Origin of the sequence: Novosphingobium sp. HII-3, assembly GCF_002916655.1 — a bacterium.
Classification (GTDB): domain Bacteria; phylum Pseudomonadota; class Alphaproteobacteria; order Sphingomonadales; family Sphingomonadaceae; genus Novosphingobium; species Novosphingobium panipatense.
Genome location: NZ_PPSM01000023.1, coordinates 1 through 17,374, shown reverse-complemented (window position 1 = coordinate 17,374; position 17,374 = coordinate 1). Strand labels below are relative to the sequence as shown.

The window sequence follows — 17,374 nt, the reverse complement described above, 5'->3', positions numbered from 1 at the left end:
TCACGCCACCGTCCAACGAAGCGTGAACAGCTCCTCGATCTGCGGCTGCTGGTCCAGCGTCGCCGCTAGATCGTCGAGTACGCGGTTTATGTCGGCATTCACCTTTCGCTTGGTTTCGAACTGCGACATCTTGAGATCATCGCGGGCGGTCTCCTTCTTCCGGATTTCCCGCATGCGAGCGAGCTTGTCTTCCATGCTCAACCCCGGCGCGCGCTTGGCACGTTCCAGCTCCTTGATCTCGGCATCCAGCTCTGCGACCTGCGCCTCAATCTCAATTTCTCGATCGCGGGCATATTGGCCAAGCTGGTTTTCGCGTTCTTCCAGCCACGCCATGTTCTCCTTGGCCACGCGGTCAGAAAAAGCCGCGAATTCCTGATCGCGCAATGCATCGAGGCTTTCGTACGGTGCGGCTACAGCTGTCACACCAAGGCTGCGTGCAGGTGCCATCATCAGCTTGTCACCAACGGCCGCCGGGATTGCTTGCCCAGAGTCGGTCTGGATCGCGACGAGCACTTCCTCGCGCTCGGCCTCCGGCACTGGCATGATCGCCTTGAAGGCCCGCAGCCAACCCGATTGCCCCGCAAGGTCAACGACGCCGCCAAGCTGGCCGGGATAGGGATAGGCAGCGGGATCGAATAGCACTTCCTCCAGCCCATCGACGTCCCGCGACTTGGCCCGTTCGACCAGTTCGTGCCCAAGCCCGTCGCCGACGCGGAAGAATTGCCAGTCGCGCTCGTCCGCCATCGGCCAGTCGGTCGTCCAGCGTCGTCCATCATATTCGAACCATTTCGCACCCGGCGTCGGAAACCGTGCGTCCGGCAATTCCGCTTCGGCTACCATGAGAAGCCGCTGCTTGAACTCAGGCAGGATTTCCACCAGCGCCTGTTCCCGGCGGTGCAGCTTGGCAATGACATCGGCATCCATCGTTTCGAGCACTTTGGCACGCGCTGCCTCCATATCCGCATCGATGCTGTCCTGAATCTTTGCGGTCAGCAGATCGAATTCGCGATCAGCCTCCTCGGCGCTTCGGCAACTCTGAACGATGCGCAGCACTTCGCGCTCGAAGTCGATGCCATCCGTCAAGATACCCAGCACCTCGTCCGACGCGCCGAACACCCCCTCGAAAAGGTGCAACTTCTGTTCAAGCAATTGGTGAATACGTGCTTCGGCCCGGTTCTTGAGATTCAGCATGTTGACGACGGTGACGTCAACCAGCTGGCCGTAACGATGGCATCGCCCGATACGCTGCTCAACGCGCTGCGGATTCCACGGCAGGTCGTAGTTTATCAACAGCGAACAGAATTGAAGGTTTATACCCTCCGCGCCGCTCTCGGTCGCGATGAGGATGGCCTTGTCGTCACTCTTGAACGCTTCGACAATGGCCGCCTTCATATCGGCGGTCTTCGACCCCGAAATGCGATCGGTGCCGGCATGCCGTACCTTCCAGGCGTCGTAGAGCGCGCGACTTTCCGGATCATTGTTGGACCCGTTCATCAGCACGATCTCGTCGGCATAGCCGTTATCGGAAAGCAGCTGATTGAGGTAACGCTGGGTGCGAACAGATTCGGTGAAAATCACCGCCTTGCGCTTGCCGCCCTTCGATTCAATCTCATCGAGCACGATCGGCAGGTTAGCGATCAGTTTTTCGCCCTTGCCGTTAACACCGATGCTGCGGGCTAGATCGCGCATCCCCTCAACGAGTTCGATTTCGGCGGCGAGTTGCACCGGATCTATGGGGGCCTCGCCGTCACCGCCATCATCATCGAGTGCTTCCTGTTCATCCGCGAAACCGTCTTCGAAGTCATCGGTCATCTCCGCAGCTGCGCGCTCCTTGCGGCGGAGACGCTCGAGCAGAGTGTCGAGATACCCAGCGACGGCGGCGGTAGAAGAGCCTAGACTTTTTCGCGCTTGAAGAATCACCAACGCATTCGTCTGGCTGCCGTAGGCAATGGTATTAGGATCTTGAAGATATGCCGACAGCTGCTCGTAGAGCCTAGTTTCGACATCATACGGTTCAAACTGAAACGTAACCGCATGGCGCTGGCGAAAATTGATATGGCCGGCTTCCTGCACCTGACGTCGCAGTGTCCGGTGACAGATTGTCGCAAGTCGATCGCGCAGAATCTGCTGCGACGCCGGCGTAGCATTTGACCCCATATACTGAGCTTTGAATGCATTTTCGCCGCCGAAATGCATCTCGTCGATCATCGATACTATGCCATAAAGCTCGGTCAAGGAATTCTGCAGCGGAGTCGCGGTGAGCAGAATCTTGAAACGCCCGTTGACCGCGTCCTTGAGCACCTTCGCACGCTTCGCGCCCTTTTTGTGGACATTGCGCAGGCGATGGGCCTCGTCGAATACGACCAGGTCCCACATGACCAGGCGAATGTCATCATCCTTGCGCGCAGCAAATTCGTAGCTGACGATAACCACCGCGTCTGCCGCTTCAAAGGGGCGAGGGCTTCCGGCAGCCCGCGTTTCGCGATACGTCTTGGCGTCAAGGATCACTGACCTAATAGAGAATTTTTCAAACAGTTCCTGCTGCCACTGTTTCCGCAACGAAGCGGGCACGACCAGCAATATTCTGCGGCGACGCTCAGCCCACCGCTGCGACATTACCAAACCAGCTTCGATCGTCTTGCCTAGCCCAACCTCGTCAGCAAGAAGAACGCCTTTTGCGAACGGAGATTTCAATGCGAATAGGGCAGCATCGACTTGGTGGGGGTTCATTTCGACCCGTGCTGAAGTTAGTGATTGGGTAAAAGCATCCTCACCATTTCCTGCGATGGTAAGCCGATGCGCGTGATAGCGCGCTTGCACTGGAAGATACACTAAACTGCCCCCCTTATTTCATTCAATCAGCACAAGCATTCTTCATGATCAATGAATTTCAATGCCGAATCATTAATTGCAGCGCCGCCTCTCGAATCGAACCTGACCTCCATATGCGACAAAATCGGTCGTACTATATAGGCTTGCTTGTGGGAAGCTGCAGGGACGATGTTCCCGCAACGATTGTATTGACGAAACCCCAGTGCACCAGACCTTGCATGGCCGAGCAGTGCCGCCGCCATGCCATTTCCAGCCGCTTCTGCTGCGCCCAACTGGCGATCCAGTTGGGATGCCGCCGACCTTGCCGCCTGTCATGACGCCAGTAGCGTGCGGTCACGATCATGTGTGCATGCGGCGAGACGATCCAACCAGCCTCTCCCTCCACCGCGTGGATTGCCCAGGCTACCACGGCGCCCCTGTTCACCAAATGGGTGTCGAGAAAGCCTTCCACCAGCTGGACCCAGGCCGTTGCAGGTATCGGCTGCGGTATCTCCATCATGACATGCCAGGCCGAGACCGCCGTCGGATTGCAGGTCGCCACCGCCGCCGTGTCGGCTTCGGCCCAGACCCGATAGGGCTCCGCTCCCGCCCATACAGGTGCGCTCGCGGGCAACGCCAGGCCGGAGCCCCTCAGTTCATAGCGGCGCTCGGCGAACCGGTTCGGCATAGGACCGAAGCGGTCCTGCACCGCGCTGTCGCGCCAGATATAGGCGGCATTGGCAACAGCGCTTTTATAGGCCGGCAGCCGCCCGCCGAAACGCCATTCTTCGGATATTGGCCTAACCTTGAAATCCGGCCAGTCGATCCGTGAGACGGCACGCGGCCGCACGAACAGGCTCCGCCTGGCGGCATCGACTTCAGCCCTGGTGATGAACATGGATATTTCCCTTTCAAACGGCGACGCCGCCCTGATGGGGCGGCGTCACAGAGCCATCGGACTGTGGCCCGATGGGACGGTATGGACGGATCAGGCCGCGACCTTGATGGTGCTGAAATCAATGCCGTCGGCGCAGGCCTGTCCCGGCGCGACCCATTTGTCGCCTTCGAGCGCGACCGGTCCCATAGTCATGGCTGTTTCGCGAAGCCGGTCCCAGGCGATCTGTTCGCCGCGTTGGCGCAGGTGCCTGGGCGGCAACCGACGCGAGACAAGCTGATTTCGCTCGTCCACATGCCAGGCCCGGTCACCGTGCAACAGTAGGACCGGTGCGGTCGTGCTTGCAGCGAACAGCCGGCAGCCGGGCAACCATTGTGTCCCGTCCACGCCCAGCAGCAGCAGGCCGATCTCGCTGGGTGTCCCGCTGTCGATGTCCGGGAAGGTCAGGTGAACCATATCGCACCCCATCTCGAGCGCGAGCCCAGCCAGGTGAGCCTCTCCTTCAGAACAGCGCGGCCCGCTGCTGGCAAAGACCACGCCATGTCGGACGGGCCGGAACCAGGAATAGTTCATGAGCAGCCGCAGTGCGAACGCCCATGCCTGGCCATTGGCGATGTAAGGATGAGTCATCAATTTACTCCTATCAGGTGACGGCCTTGTGGCCGGGGATTTCTCTTTTCCGCTTCCCGCGGATCCCGCTTTCATTTGCTGTCTGTTCCCGCCTCACGCGGGCGCGTTCAGTCGCGCCTGGTGATCGACGTTGCCGCGCGCCAGGCTTCGAAGTCGCGCAGCGCCCGGATGGCCGGCATTTCGCCATCGAGTCCCGCAAATATCTGAGCCCACGCCCGCCAACCTGCCGCAGCTTCAGCGATCAGCTGTGGAACAGCGACTTCAGAGTCCGGCAACAGCGCCAACGGTACGGTCGCCTGACAATCCGCCACCTGCTGTTCGCTGGGACAGATGCATGGCACGGGAAGGGACCGGGCCTGACGCAGATACCAGGTGTCGCCATAGGGCAGGTCTCGCCATCGCCCCCTGGCATCTCCAGCCGCTGCCAGGATTGCCGGGTGACGCTGCGCGTCAGCGATAGCCGCGAGGCGCCGCGGGACCGAACCCCAATTATGCCAGCTGATGATGGCAGCGCCCGGCACAATTTGGGCTTCCAGCCAGTCGAGCAGATCGACGGGCGTGTCATCGCCGCCAAGGTAACGGCCGGCAGCTTCGAACCGGTAACCGCCGTCATCGGCCGGTTCGACCGCAAGCAGGCCAATGCCGCAGACTATTCTGCAATCCGGCCGGTAGCGCATGCCATGACATGTCGCGGCCGTCCGCAGGCTGAGCGCAATGCTGTGTGATGCAAAGCCGCGCGTCTCGACGGTGAGATCGATCAATTCCATGATGATGTCCTTGTGAAGGGCCGCGCCCGCAGGCGCGGCGCATGTGTCAGTTGAGGGTCTGGCCGAGATCGGCCTGGTGGATGCGCGTGGACATACGATCTGTGTCGCGCAGCCATAGGGCGAGATGCCGCCGCAGCACGGTCGCCAGTTCGACGCCGAGTCCGGATTTGCGCTCGATCGCGTCTATGGTCATTTTCCACAGCGCGATCGCGTCGGCCTCCGCATCGACGGCGATCTGGTCGATGTCGGCGTTACACCAGGCGACGAAGCGCTCCATCGCATCGGTCGATGCGCAGGGGATACCGACGTGGCCACACGCCTTGTCGAAAGGCATGAAGCCGGCCTCATCCTTGAACTGAAGGCGGATGATCGGCTGTTTTCCTTTGCCACTCAGGCCGCGGATAGCCGGGGAGAAGGCGGCGCCCGGCAAACTGGAGAGCAGCCGGATCACGCGATTGGGCCAGTAGACCGAAAGCGTCGCCTGTTCGTCGCCAAGCCGATTTTCGATCCACGCCAGAAGATTCTCGGGTGGCTCCATGGGGCGCAGGATGAAGGTGGACAGGTCGAAGCTGACCTTGCCGCCCGCAACCCTGACAGTCAGCGTGGCGGCGCCGACAGCCAGGTCAGCATCGCGGACCGTCGGATGACCGGCATTTATGGTGGAAAGGGCGAATGTGGTGATGGTATGCGATGGGAGCATGATAGCCTCCGATGGCGCAGCCTTGCCCCGCCTGCTCGACGGTGGTGGTGCTACGCGGTGCTGGATGGACCGGCTGGGCCGGCGGTGAGCGAAGGCTGGAAGAAGCGCAGGCTTGCGCCTGTTTATTTTCCTCCTTCCAAAACCTTCATCTCGCCTGCAAATCAGCGGCGTCGCCAGCGGCGCCTTTTCCATGCTGCCGACAGCCGAAACCCTCACGCAAACCGGTCCATTAGACATCCCAGGAGACAAGCTCGGGCATCGTTAGGACGTTTCAGGTCGCGCCCTTGCGACGGAAACGAAAGGACAAGCAGTCATGCTGGACCATGCCGATATGGACGCGCAGCAGTCGCCGTTGCGGCCGATGGAAGACACGCTTTTTGGCGAGCATCAGGCCGAAACAGCAGCTTCCACCACAGCCAATCCCGATCAACCCCTCCCTGATGAAGGGCATCGCGCATTAGAACCAACCAAGACCGGCGACAGCGATGCCGACGGTGCCGAAAATCCGTTGTCCATGGGGGACGACACCCGTGATCTTTCCGGCGACCTGCTGGAGCGGATCGGTCCGGTATTTCTGGTCGATCCCGAACTGTGCCTTCCTTATTGGGGCTCACCGCGTGCCGGAATCGATTATGACGAGGCACGCGATTTCGAACTGCGCCAGGACATATTGGCGCATGGCGTGATCGAGCCGATCATCGTCGAGCAAGAAGACTCGCCCTTTCCGATCCTCTCGGGCAATCGCCGTCATGCCGTTGTCATGCAGCTTCTGTCCGAAGGCATGGCGATCAGCCTGCCTGCGCGCGTCGCCCGATTTTCACCGCAGGAGGCATTCGCCTTTGCCGCCGCACAGAATGTCGGTCGCCTTCCGCCCACGCCGATGCAGCAGGCGCGCAGCATCGTCTGGACGCTCAAGCATGTGGAGCCGAGCCAGGCCAGGATCGCGCAGGCGTTGGGCGTCGCGGAATCAAAGGTGTCCCGCCTCGCCCTCCTCGCCGCGCTGCCCGAGTGGGTGCTGACCATCGTCACCGATCCTGAAAGCCTGTCGGAAAATTTCGCGGGGCAACTCCAGCATGGCCTCGGATCGCCCGCCATGGCGAAGACCATGCAGAAGCGATCTGATCGGCTGGTTGCCATGGGACAGACGCTTCCCGGTCCCGCTGCCGCACGGTACCTCACAACCGGAAAGCTCGACGCGGCTGCCGACGATCTGGTGGACCGGCAGGGCACGCGCCACGCCACCGCCAGGGAAGACCGGCGCGGCGGCTTTACGGTCCGCATTCCCCCGGCCTTCCGCCGGCCTGGCATGGACATCGATGCGGTGCACATGCTGATCTCGGACTGGCTGCTCGACCTCATGAAGAAGAGCGCGGCCAAAAGCCGATAGCCGATCCGGCAATGCGGCGCGGATGAAGGGCCGGCTGGCGGCAGCCGGCCCTTTCCTTTGGCTATCCGCCAAGACCATTGCCATCCAGCCCCCAGCGCGGCGTGCCTAGGCCTCCCCGCTTGCGCGCCTTGGCCTTCGCGCGATCGGCAGAGCGCCGGGTGGCCTCCGCATGCAGACGCATCATATCCGCCAGGTCGGTCGCGGTCACGCGCTCTTCCGATTTCACCATCGGCGCCCGCTCCTTTCGGATCATCGGCAACGGCGCGCCAGGGATCACGAACGGTTCATCCATGAGCGGCCCCTCACGGCCAATAAGCGGCATTCGATGCGCATCGAACCGCGCTTGCGCAGGCAGGATCGGCACGGCTCCTGCTATTACCTTCGATCCCAGGCTGCCGGGCTCGATCCGCCGCATTTGGGGAATCGGGCGCTCGACCGACCGCGACGCCAGTAGCGGCATGATTATATGGCGATGCGGCGGTGCTGCGACAGGGATGCGCACAGCCTTCACCGGCTGGCCCATGCGGAAGACAATGTTCATGCGTTCCGCGACAACCGACAGGGCTTGCGAACTCGCAAGGGCGGCGGCTGTTGCGTGAACCAGAGTTTCGCCGGGCGCACCTTTCGGCTGACGCGAAACGCACAGGACCGGCACGGGCGGCCTTTCCTGCCGGATGCTCGGCATCGTGAATGCCCTCGCCAGCACCGGCATATCCATGGGCGCCAGCGGCGCGATCATGGCATCGTGCACGGACCGCAGCTCAGCGATGCGCTGTTCCTGCCGGACAAGGCGGCGGCGGGTGCGATCCTCGCGCAGCAGCCTTTCGATGCTTGCGATTTCGACGCGATTATATTCATTCTCCGGCACATATTCGCCGCGACGGACCGCCGCCGTTTTGGCGGGGCCGAGCGGTTGCAGCGGCTTGTTCCTGAGGCCGCGCGCAGCATTGGAAAGATGAGTGTAGCTGCGCTGCTTGCCCTGTTCGCGCGTCACCTGCGTCATCACCTCAGCGAACAGCTTACGATAGAAGGCGAAATGTTCCTTCGTGTCAAACTCGGTCCGCACCTCGCGACCGGCGTCCCATTCATGATCGCCCGCATGCTGGAGCGGGCGGAGTGCGAAGACGATGTGCCCATGATTGTTACGCTGGTCGCCCTCCTCGGAGGGCAAATGCGCCGTCGCCACATAGGGCAGATCGTGCGCGGCGAACGCCTGTTCGCAAAAGCGGGCCAGAATATCGCGCCGCGCGTCGGCTGACACGTCATGGGGAAGATTGACGATCATGCTGAAGACGATCTTGGCATCGCCCTGCGCCGCGCGGTTGAGCGCCTCGACCAGGTCGAACGCCATGGCCTGCTCTGCCGGATCGCCGCCGACATTGGAGAGGATGATCGGCGCACCAGCCCCGTCCAACTCCAGCGCCTCATCCCGGGTGATGTAAACGACCAGCCGCCGCGCAACACCGACGCGGGCGCGCCGCGCACCATAATAGCGCACATCCATATAGACGCCGCGACGGCCCATGCTGTCGATGACGGGACCGCCATAGGAAGGCAAGCGCACATGCCCTGCGGGACTGCGCGAGCGGCCCGTGCCTGCGGGCGCCTTCTTGCGTTTCGGGGCAAGCCGGCGCTCCGCGGTCTTGCGGATCTTCGTTCTGAACCGGCGCCAGAAGCGCGCGATCGCCCGGTCGGCGGCGCGCTGCTCGGCGAGAAACCGGCGGCGAACGCCTGCTTCCTCGATCGCCTCGGCCGTCCGCGCACGGGCTTCGCGGCGCAGCCGGAATGCGGCTGCCGCCTCATCCTTGCAGCGGGCGACGAACTCGCCCGCGCGTTCGATGCTGAGCCATATATCGCCACGCCGCTTATCCACGAAACTGAACTGCGCCGTCAGCGCCGCCTGGCGCTGACGCTGGTCTTGCGAACTCGCAAGACCAGGGTGAAGGGGGGTCTGTGTTCGTTTTGACATCGTCAAAACACTTTCTTTCGCCAAACAGACCCCCCTTATACTCCCCTTCCTTGGACCTTGGCTGGGATGTCTATTGCGTCATGGCCTTGCACCAGGACACCGCATGGGTCGCTCCACCCCCTGAACTATTAGACATCCTAGGGCGCCAATTCCTGCTGATGGGAGAAACCATGCTCCACCCATGGAGGAGCATATGGACAAGAAGAATATCGCGCCCGCAGCCGAAAACAAGCTCGGGCATAACGAACGCCAGGCGCTGGAACAGGAGATCGCGCAGCGCGAAAACCGGCTGGCCGAGGCCAGGCGGGAGCAGCGCGAAGCCCGACGGGACGTCACCGCCGGCGACACGGTCGAACCGCATCGGAACTGGCATGCCTATGCATTGGGCGGCGACCTTGCCGATTGCGGTCTCCAGGGCGGCGACGCCTATGCGCTGATGGGCCTGCGAAGCCTGCCCATCCCCCGTCTCGTCCGCCTCCTGTTGGACGCGCATGACGAACGGCCCGGCATCTATCTCGGGCGCCTTTTGCCCGGCATCATCGATACGCATCGCGACGAACTGCACGCGCGCGGCCTTGCCCTCAGCTGGCAGCGTCGCTGGATCCGCTACCAAGAGCAGCTTGCCGCCTGGCAGGCCCAGCCCGACGCGGTGAAAGCGGGGGTCTGGCGCGACAAGCCGATCACCATGGGGCAGCGCGAACTGGTGCGCATCACCGCCACCTTGCTCGACCTCGCCATGCCTGTCGGCCTCGACCGGGGCGGCGCAGCCGACTGGCTCGAAACCCAAGGCGCTAACCTTAACTACACCATCGAAGGATAAAGCCCGTGCCTAGGATGAAAATCACCAGCGTAGATGGCCGCCAGATCGAAGTGGTCGGCTCGGACAGCCTCAAGGCCGAGCTCGACCGCTACAAGAAGGCGATGGAGGCCCTGCTCCCCGACCTTGAGGGCGAAGACGATGCGGCTGGAGACCGCGCGCTCCTGCGCCACAATGACCTCGCCACCGCTTTCAACCGCATCATGGATCAGCTCGACGGCTGGAACAAAGTCGTGGCCGAGGAGAACCGCGACAAGCGCAAGGCGCTGGCTGCCAAAATCAGAAAAGACCGCCACGGTGGCTGAAATCCGGCAGCAGATCCGCGCGCTGGTGGAACGCCACTTGCTCTCCTTCCAGTTGCGCGGCCGGCCCGACATCGTCCTGCTGGCAGCTCCCCTGATCGCGCACCAGGACGATCCCTCCCTCCCCCCGCCGGTTGTTCCGGCGGGGCTGCCCGATGCGGCCACTCTCGCCGCCCATCTTGTCGGCCATGACGAGTTCGCGCCCGGGGTTGGCGACGCCGGCCTCGCCATGCCGGGCGGCGTGCGTCACCCGCTGCTGCAATGGTCGCCGATCCTGCAGATCGCGCGGGCGGCGTCCCCGGACGGACGTGTTGCAGGCCGCACGATCGATGCGCTCCCCAGAGATATCGAGGGACTGGTCGGCTGGCTGGAAATTAGCATGGGGCTGCGCCCTCCCGGATGGACCGAACCGCCCAGGACAGAGAGGGGGACCTACGACCTCGACGAGGTCGATGAAGCGAATGAGACCAGGGTGAACGCCCTCGATGAGGTGCGCGATGCCTTTAGCCGACGGTTCGGCTTCTCAATCGCGGATATCGCGACATGGCTCCTCGCCATCCGCGCAGCCGATCCGGTTATGTATGTGCTCCTGCTCTCCCGCGAATATCGCCTCGCGCTGAAGCGAAGCCCGTTGCTCGGTACGCAGGCAGAAGGGGCTCACGCCATTCCCGGTCTCTCACTGCCCCCGATCATGGCAATCATGGCGATTGGTGAGGTGCAGCGGGTCGTCGCGCTCTACCGCGGTCTGCTCGCCGCGCGCGCGACCACAGCTGATGTCCGGCTGGAAATTGGCGACAAGGCACGCTCGAAGGCGAAGCGTGGCCACGTCATGGAAGCGCGCATCCAGGCCCGACGCCGCACTGGCGCCGTTTATGACCAGGCGCCGATGAGAGCAGAGGCGTTGAGGGCGCGGCTGTTCCTTATCCCCGGTCGCGACCTGAGCCGGGCGGAGGCGCGCGGCGTGCTGGCCTCGCTCTATGGCGGACGCGTCGACTGGGACAATGCGCAAAGCGCCGGCACCCGACACGGCGCCCACGAACTCCTCGCCGCCACCCTGGCGCCCAACATCCATGGCAAGCGCGTGCGCGGCAAGGGGCTGGGCTATCATGACGATGATCTCGACCTCTATTTTGGGATCGCAGGGTCGCACATAGTTCATCTGGGCGTCACCGAAATCGGCATGATGTTCAATGGGGCGGTCGATGCGGCCAGCAGCATTACGCTGGCCGACCGTATCCTCACCGTTATCGGCGGCAAGATGCTGACAAAGGAAGGGGAACATCCCAAAGATAGCCAGGCTCATCACCGGCTCCACAAAGAGGTGATGCAGACGCTGCATCTCTATCTTCCCCTCTATCCCGCGCGGGGATCGGCGGGCCGGACCAACCCGTTGGCCTGGCTGGAACCCGAGCGCGACCGCAGACTGTTCAAACGGCTGCTGCAGCCGATCCGATCCGGCGACCGCCGACTGGCGCTCAGGGGTAAAGCCGGCATGGTCGCTTTGGCGCTCTGGTTCCTCCAGTCATGTTTCCCGGCGCTCTACAAGCGGGTCGCCAAGCGCCGCATCGCGCTGCGGATCGCCTGCCAACTCGCGACCAGCGCCTCGGTGCTGACCAGCGATCCGCTCTTCCACAGCCTGTTGATCAACGCGACGAAGCTCGCATTTCCCAAGGCGCCACGCCACAGGAAGGGCACGCCGATAATGCCGAAGCTCGCGTTCCCGAAGGCGACCAAACCCACGGTCAGCCGCGAGACGATCATAGCCGCACTTGCGCGCGCCGCGGCTCGGTAAGCGCGGTGCTGAATAAGGCAGCGTATCCGCGTCAGAGAAAAGGTAACGACCGTCCCATGAGCACGGCGGCTTTTAGCCGCCCTTCACAGACCGGGGGCGTTTATTAGACATCCTAGGTGGCTGCTTGGCGGACGGGGCAAGTTCCCCGCATGGCAACGGAACACGGATCGTGGCGTCTAAACGCCGACGCGGAGGGAAGACCCTCCGACCGTTCGCTCCGCTGTCGTCGACCAGAAGCCGAGACCGCAGCGGACAGCACTGAGCCGCAGAAGCGGACCGTCCGCGGCGTCATGCGTCCCATTCCGGTCTACAGCCAGTTCGCTTCTGACTTGCCTATTTCCCGCGAAGAGATTCAAATCGTTCTGGCGACGCTTGGCTCCGACCTCGCCGCCCTGTTTTCGGAGGATGGATAATGAAGCACGGCCGGGGATCCAGAGGCGACGCCAGATTGCGAGCCTATATGTATCTGCGGCTGAGCGTCGATAAGGAAGACGGCAAGGCGCAGAGCATTGAGGCCCAGCGTACCGCGATCCATGACTATGCCCGGCGAAACAGTATCGAGATCGTCGAGGAGTTCGCGGACACCGGCTTGAGCGGCCAGTCCGCGAACAGGCCGGCTTTCAACCGCATGATCGAGCAGGCGACAGACACGCCTTCCCCCGTCGACATTGTCCTGATCTACAGGATTGCCCGGCTGGCGCGCAATATGCGGTTGTTCTTCAATTCCCTCGATGGTCTTGCGGACGCGGGAGTCGAGGTGATCTCCATCACCGAGAATTTCGGCGAGGGTCGGCGGACCAAGCGCCTGGGGCAGACGATCAGCGCCATGGTTGCCGAGCAGCAGGCCATCGACGCCTCCATCTATACCTCCAAGAGCCGTCGAGAAAACGCCCGCCAGGGTTTCTACAATGGCGGCCCGGTGCCCTTTGGCTACGAAACATATGTCGCCAGGAAGGATGGCGACAAGGAGCGTATGAAGCTGCGCGTCGTCCCGTCAGAGGCGTCCGTTCTTCGCGAGATTTTCGACTGGGCGGATATGGGGCGCGGCGGACGATGGATCGTTCAGACCCTCAACGCGCGAGGCACGACGCTCCGCGGCGCCAAATTCTCGAACGGCAATCTCGCGGGCATCCTGGGACGCATCACCTATACCGGCGTATATTACGACAAGACGGTTGATGACGACGGCAATGTACCCGATCCCGAAGACTGGATCGCGGTGTCTTGCCCGGTCATCATCGAACAGGCGCAGTTCGACCGTGTCAACGCCCTACGCGCCTCTCGCAATCCACGCCGCACGGCGCCCCATATCGCGGCCGGGACGACGATGCTTACCGGCATCGCCAAATGTGGCATGCCGGGATGCGCCTGCGCCATGACGATCAGATCCGGCAAGGCCGGGCAGTATCATTACTATGTCTGCGCCAATCGCGTGAACAAGGGCCAGGCTTGCGCGGGTCCGAGCATGCGCCGGGAAGTTCTCGATGGGCTCGTGTTGGACGCTGTGGAAAAGCAGTTGCTCGCCCCCGAGCGGTTGGAGACGCTCCTTTCCGACGTTCTCAACCTTTCCGACCAGAAGCGGATCCAGCGTGAGGAGGAGCTTCTCCATGCCCGTGCCGAGCAGACGCGGCTTCGTACCGCCATCGAGCGCCTCCTCATCCTTGTGGAGACAGGCCAGATGGGGCCGCGCGATCCTATCTTCGCCAAGCGGATGGATGAGAACCGTTCCGCACTCGCGACCGCCACGTCACGCATAGATACACTGGAGACCCAGCTCACCAAGGGTTCGCGAAAGATCACGCCAACCAGCATCAAGCGTTTCGGCGAACTCTTGTCCGCCAGATTACGCGACGACGATTCAACGCTGAGGAAGGCTTACCTGCGCATGCTGGTATCGAACGTCACCGTTTCCAAGGAGCAGATCGTTATCTCTGGCCCGAAGGCCGTGCTGGAAAACGGCGTCTGCAACGGTGCCCCGCGCCTAGAGGGCATGGTGCCCATCTTTGACCGGGAATGGTGCCGCTTACGTGACTCGAACACGTGACCCCATCATTACGAATGATGTTACATGTGATTTTCTGTTGCCCATTGTTATGGGGCCAAGCCCCCGGCAAACCCTTGCGAAATCGCCAATCGTCTGCAATGTGACGCAATGTTACTCACACGGGGTAACAGTGCCAAACCGGCCTGTTTCGTTACCCCTGCGTTACCCTAGGATGGCACATGGCAAAAGACCTGACGGCAGCGACAGTCCGAACCGCAAAGGCGAGACCGGCGAAGGGCGATCCGACCGGGCCAGTGGTGCGGACAGAATATCCAGACGGCCAAGTCCGTGGCCTGCACCTTGTAGTTTACCCGACTGGACGGCGATCCTGGGTGCTACGGTTCCGCTTTAACGATCGCACCAAGAAGCTGACGATCGGACCCGTCATTGATGAGCGACTTGCGCCGGTCGATTTGATTCCCGAAGGCGAGGCGCGCACGCTGGCGGAAGCACGTATAGCGGCAAGCGCGGCGCGAACTCTGATCGCTCAAGGCATCGATCCAACCGCTAAGGCCGAACAGGAAGCGGCGCGCGCCATCACCGTCCGAGAAGCTGCAAACCGCTTCCTTGTGGAAAAGCGGACTAAGCGAAATGAACCGCTGCGTCCTAACACCCTCGCGAACTATCGGACGTGCTTTGACGGGTTCATTTGCAAAGCGATCGGGACCAGCCCGATTCAGGACGTGACCCTTGCTCAATTGCACGGGATCATCCGATCATGTGCCGATCGCCCATCCATGGCGAATGCAGTCCACCGGACTATATCTGCATTCTTTGGCTGGTGCGCCTCGCCGCGCGTCGGCATCATCGGAAGCAACCCATTTTCCGGCATCAAACTGGAGTCATCGGATAGTAAGTTGACGCGAGTCTTGTCGCTGTCCGAGATAGGCAAACTATGGACCGCTACGAAAGACGGTCCGTTCCCATTTGCCACCATCGTCCGGATGCTGTTGCTGACCGGACAGCGCAAGGAGGAAGTGTCGCAGTTGACCGCGCGCGAGATCGATCGATCCCGATCGCTATGGACGATGGCAGGCGCTCGAACCAAGAATCGCGAGGCGCACACAGTCCACCTGACCGCCGCCACGCTAGAGGAATTAGATAAGGCGGGCCGGGGTGACGGGTTCGTGTTCCGGGGACGGTCAGGTGATACCGCATACGCCGGTCACAAGCGGGCTCACGACATTCTTGAGGCAAAACTTGCGTTCGATAAGCCGTGGACGCTGCACGATCTGCGTCGGACGGTGAAAACCAGACTGGCAGAACTAGGCGTGCCCAGCGACGTGCGCGATGCGGTCTTAAATCACAAAAGCGGCGGCAGTCGCATGGACGCGCACTACAACCAACACGACTACTGCGAGGAAAAGCGTGACGCGCTTATCATGTGGTCCCGTTTCGTCACCGATGTTGCATCGGATGAACAAGTCCGGCTTGCATATGAAAGATTGAAAACCAGAAAGCGATTTCGCGATGCGATCAACGCACGTCCTGCGCAATGGCGTAGATACGTCTCATTGCTACGTCGCTATCAACGGTTTTGCGAGCATGTAACTACATCCCACGTAACAGAATGAATGAAGATAACTGATCTAGGGGTACATCTTCATTTTTTACTTGACGGTGTTACGTATTGTCAGGCTCCTGTTGCCTATATTTGGCAACATGGAGATTCCGGAATGTTTTCACGACTGACAATTAGGCTCGCGCGAGCCTATGCCAGCGCGCCCGCGATGCTGACGGCGAAACAGGTTTGCGAGATTTGTGGGGGCGTCACGGACATGACCCTCCATCGCTGGCTCAAGGATGAGCGCCTCGGGTTTCCGAAGCCGTTTTACGTCCTGACGCGAAGGTATTTCGACGCGGCGGATGTGCGCGCTTGGTGGGCCGACCGAACCACCGTCGCACCCGCGCCCGTTGGCGCAGCGGCTCGCAATCGCGCAGCCTGATCCAAAATGAAAAAACCCGCTGACCGAAGCAGGACGGTCAGCGGGTCAGATGCGAGTATCAGCGATGACGAATATACTTCAAACCGCTAGTTGCGGCAATCCTGCTGTGCCTAATGGCCTCGAATGGGCGCTTTGGGCCGTCTCGACCGGCCAACCCGTATTTCCGGTTCGTCCGGACAATCACGCGCCTTACGGCAACGCTGACGTGGCCTCCGCACTCGGCATCCCCGTGCCCTCGGACGGCACGGGCGGATGCAAGCTGGCAACTACCAATCCCGACGCAGTGCGGGCCATGTGGGCCAGATTCCCGGACGCCCGCATTGGCTGCGCGATGGGCGGCGGGCGAATGACGATCGATGTGGACGAGAAGAACGGCAAGTCCGGGTCCGCAACAATGGCGGCGCGAGGCTGGTCCATTCCGACAACAGCGTCGCAACGCACGCAATCGGGCGGGATGCACTATCTTGTCAGCGTGCCTGACGGCGCATCGGCACCGACCGACGCGGGCGTCCTGGGCGAAGGCATCGATCGGCGCGGAGATGGCGGTTATGTGGTGCTATACGACGCTGCGTTCCTGTCCGGGCCACCTGCGCCAGCGCCTGAATGGGCCGTGGCGGCGGGGAGTGGTGGCAGTGGCAGGGACCGGAAGCCGCTAGGAACGGATCGCGCGCCGTCTTTCGACCATTGGTTGCAGGCGCTCGATTCCATTGATCCGAACGACCTAGGTCGCGATGAGTGGATCAAGCTGTCCGCCGCTGTACGGCAGTCCGGGACCGGGCTTGCCGATGACACCACGCTGCAATTCTGTTGGGACACGTGGTGCGCCCGATACGAGCGAAACTGCCCGTCCGACAACGCGAGGCAGTGGCGCTCTCTGGACGAGGGGACGGTGGTGGGCTGGACCTATCTGCTGCGCAGCGCGAGCCCGTCCGGGCAGGCCACCGTCGCGTTCGGCGCGAATGGCGAAGGGTTGCCAACCGCGCCACCGATGCCGGGGCAGATGCCGTCCACTGCGCGCAACTTCGGTGAAATACTGGATGCCTCGGAGCAAGCCGCGTATTTCCAGGGTTGCACTTGGGTTACTGACCTTGGCCGGATCATCGCCAAGAACGGCACGGCCTACACCCGTGAGAAGTTCAACGCTGCACTCGGTGGCAAGCGGTTCATCATCGACCAGACGGGCAGGGTCACGGACGACGCATGGAAGGCCGCGACGTGCTCAACGCTGTGGACTATTCCGAAGGTGGAGGGGACGCGGTTCCTGCCGCATCTGGCCCCCGGAACGATCATCATGGACGAACTTGGACGGACGCA

Annotated in this window: 14 protein-coding genes and 1 tRNA gene; 8 read left to right on the top strand and 7 right to left on the bottom strand. The window is 62.0% G+C overall.

Annotated elements, in window-relative coordinates; all coding sequences use genetic code 11:
* The 5 genes from C2R25_RS09470 to C2R25_RS09450 all read right to left on the bottom strand — a co-directional run bounded on the left by C2R25_RS09470 (position 1) and on the right by C2R25_RS09450 (position 5,803).
* Positions 1-2,820, bottom strand: a complete 2,820-nt coding sequence (locus C2R25_RS09470) for an SNF2-related protein (protein WP_233203881.1) — start codon at positions 2,818-2,820, stop codon at positions 1-3.
* Between the two features lie 145 nt (positions 2,821-2,965).
* Positions 2,966-3,709, bottom strand: coding sequence for a MobA/MobL family protein (locus C2R25_RS09465; RefSeq protein WP_103728954.1), 744 nt, complete (start codon positions 3,707-3,709; stop codon positions 2,966-2,968).
* Between the two features lie 90 nt (positions 3,710-3,799).
* Positions 3,800-4,336: a hypothetical protein gene (locus C2R25_RS09460; RefSeq protein WP_017182128.1), complete on the bottom strand. Its 537-nt coding sequence runs from the start codon at positions 4,334-4,336 to the stop codon at positions 3,800-3,802.
* A gap of 107 nt (positions 4,337-4,443) precedes the next feature.
* Positions 4,444-5,103, bottom strand: coding sequence for a hypothetical protein (locus C2R25_RS09455; RefSeq protein ID WP_017182127.1), 660 nt, complete (start codon positions 5,101-5,103; stop codon positions 4,444-4,446).
* Positions 5,104-5,149: 46 nt separating this feature from the next.
* Positions 5,150-5,803: a hypothetical protein gene (locus C2R25_RS09450; protein ID WP_103728953.1), complete on the bottom strand. Its 654-nt coding sequence runs from the start codon at positions 5,801-5,803 to the stop codon at positions 5,150-5,152.
* Between the two features lie 313 nt (positions 5,804-6,116).
* Here C2R25_RS09450 and C2R25_RS09445 point away from each other — a divergent pair, with 313 nt between their 5' ends.
* Positions 6,117-7,190 (top strand): ParB N-terminal domain-containing protein, encoded by a 1,074-nt coding sequence (locus C2R25_RS09445; RefSeq protein ID WP_017182125.1) that lies wholly within the window; start codon positions 6,117-6,119, stop codon positions 7,188-7,190.
* A 61-nt stretch (positions 7,191-7,251) separates the two neighbouring features.
* Here the strand turns inward: C2R25_RS09445 and C2R25_RS09440 are convergent, their stop codons facing one another.
* A complete protein-coding gene (locus tag C2R25_RS09440) occupies positions 7,252-9,159 on the bottom strand; it encodes a MobA/MobL family protein (protein WP_103728952.1) in 1,908 nt (635 codons plus the stop codon).
* A gap of 193 nt (positions 9,160-9,352) precedes the next feature.
* Between C2R25_RS09440 and C2R25_RS09435 the strand changes: the two genes are divergently transcribed.
* From C2R25_RS09435 to C2R25_RS09415, 4 genes are all read left to right on the top strand, one after another.
* The gene (locus C2R25_RS09435; RefSeq protein WP_146049640.1) at positions 9,353-9,979 is read left to right on the top strand and encodes a hypothetical protein; all 627 of its coding nucleotides are present in this window, start codon (positions 9,353-9,355) and stop codon (positions 9,977-9,979) included.
* 5 nt (positions 9,980-9,984) lie between these two features.
* On the top strand, positions 9,985-10,281 hold the full coding sequence (locus tag C2R25_RS09430) for a hypothetical protein (RefSeq protein WP_146049639.1): 297 nt from the start codon (positions 9,985-9,987) through the stop codon (positions 10,279-10,281).
* Complete coding sequence (locus C2R25_RS09425; protein ID WP_103728951.1) at positions 10,274-12,070, top strand: hypothetical protein; 1,797 nt, start codon at positions 10,274-10,276, stop codon at positions 12,068-12,070. Before C2R25_RS09430 ends, C2R25_RS09425 begins: the two co-directional genes overlap by 8 nt.
* Positions 12,071-12,518: 448 nt before the next feature.
* A complete protein-coding gene (locus tag C2R25_RS09415) occupies positions 12,519-14,114 on the top strand; it encodes a recombinase family protein (RefSeq protein ID WP_233203880.1) in 1,596 nt (531 codons plus the stop codon).
* On the opposite strand, the gene C2R25_RS20390 is transcribed toward C2R25_RS09415, so the two are convergent.
* Positions 14,085-14,170 (bottom strand) — tRNA-Ser (locus C2R25_RS20390). The two genes, C2R25_RS09415 and C2R25_RS20390, sit on opposite strands and share 30 nt — an antisense overlap.
* A gap of 123 nt (positions 14,171-14,293) precedes the next feature.
* Between C2R25_RS20390 and C2R25_RS09410 the strand changes: the two genes are divergently transcribed.
* The 3 genes from C2R25_RS09410 to C2R25_RS09395 form a co-directional block, all read left to right on the top strand.
* Positions 14,294-15,688, top strand: a complete 1,395-nt coding sequence (locus C2R25_RS09410; protein ID WP_103728949.1) for a site-specific integrase — start codon at positions 14,294-14,296, stop codon at positions 15,686-15,688.
* 102 nt (positions 15,689-15,790) lie between these two features.
* Positions 15,791-16,060 (top strand): AlpA family transcriptional regulator, encoded by a 270-nt coding sequence (locus C2R25_RS09405; RefSeq protein WP_103728948.1) that lies wholly within the window; start codon positions 15,791-15,793, stop codon positions 16,058-16,060.
* Between the two features lie 106 nt (positions 16,061-16,166).
* A partial coding sequence (locus tag C2R25_RS09395; RefSeq protein WP_199183802.1) for a bifunctional DNA primase/polymerase occupies positions 16,167-17,374 on the top strand: 1,208 nt, incomplete at its 3' end.

What these genes read in the sequence shown, in the direction of transcription:
- C2R25_RS09450 (WP_103728953.1), bottom strand. Translation starts at nt 5,803, where the DNA reads ATGCTCCCATCGCATACCATCACCACATTCGCCCTTTCCACCATAAAT.
- C2R25_RS09455 (WP_017182127.1), bottom strand. Translation starts at nt 5,103, where the DNA reads ATGGAATTGATCGATCTCACCGTCGAGACGCGCGGCTTTGCATCACAC.
- C2R25_RS09410 (WP_103728949.1), top strand. Translation starts at nt 14,294, where the DNA reads ATGGCAAAAGACCTGACGGCAGCGACAGTCCGAACCGCAAAGGCGAGA.
- C2R25_RS09445 (WP_017182125.1), top strand. Translation starts at nt 6,117, where the DNA reads ATGCTGGACCATGCCGATATGGACGCGCAGCAGTCGCCGTTGCGGCCG.
- C2R25_RS09435 (WP_146049640.1), top strand. Translation starts at nt 9,353, where the DNA reads ATGGACAAGAAGAATATCGCGCCCGCAGCCGAAAACAAGCTCGGGCAT.
- C2R25_RS09465 (WP_103728954.1), bottom strand. Translation starts at nt 3,709, where the DNA reads ATGTTCATCACCAGGGCTGAAGTCGATGCCGCCAGGCGGAGCCTGTTC.
- C2R25_RS09440 (WP_103728952.1), bottom strand. Translation starts at nt 9,159, where the DNA reads ATGTCAAAACGAACACAGACCCCCCTTCACCCTGGTCTTGCGAGTTCG.
- C2R25_RS09460 (WP_017182128.1), bottom strand. Translation starts at nt 4,336, where the DNA reads ATGACTCATCCTTACATCGCCAATGGCCAGGCATGGGCGTTCGCACTG.
- C2R25_RS09405 (WP_103728948.1), top strand. Translation starts at nt 15,791, where the DNA reads ATGTTTTCACGACTGACAATTAGGCTCGCGCGAGCCTATGCCAGCGCG.